The following is a 515-nucleotide window of genomic DNA, read 5'->3' as shown; positions in this document are numbered from 1 at the left end:
CATCACGGCCGACGACCCGTATTTCATGCGTATCCGTATGCAATGGGCCGCCGGACTGCAAGACATGCTTGCCGCATTGCCGGAGCCGCCTGACGCTTACATGTCGGGGGGCTGCCAATAAAGCGCTGACTCTGCGTCAGCGCTGAAGTAAAGCGGCCGGGCCAGCGATTACCAAGTGCGCGATATCGTGATGTCGATTGGCTAAAGCAGCGGAATGCTGTAGCTCACGATCAAGCGATTCTGATCCTGGTCACGCGCCGCCTCGCTGTTGGACTTGCCGTTGCGCCATCCAAATCCGACACCTTTAAGCGTGCYGGACTGAATCGCATAGTCCAGATCATGCCCACTACGGACGCGACGCCAGAGGAGATTTTAGAACAGGCTGAGCGGGTAGGGCTCACTCGGATTGAGGCAGTGGGTCATTCCAGTTGACCTAGGCTCACCCACCTTTCGTCAGCGAGATCAGCAACCCTTGTTGACAGAAAAATACATCAGGAGAATACTCGCCTCAAGAT

General features: G+C 56.2%; 1 pseudogene. It reads right to left on the bottom strand.

The window, feature by feature from the left end:
- Nucleotides 1-201: 201 nt before the first annotated feature.
- A pseudogene (locus AC1DLB_RS31860) lies at nucleotides 202-336 on the bottom strand (OprD family outer membrane porin); the annotation flags it as partial.
- Nucleotides 337-515 lie beyond the last annotated feature (179 nt).

It is taken from the genome of Pseudomonas sp. 05N434 (genome assembly GCF_056396965.1).
This window is presented reverse-complemented; position numbering and strand designations above follow the sequence as displayed.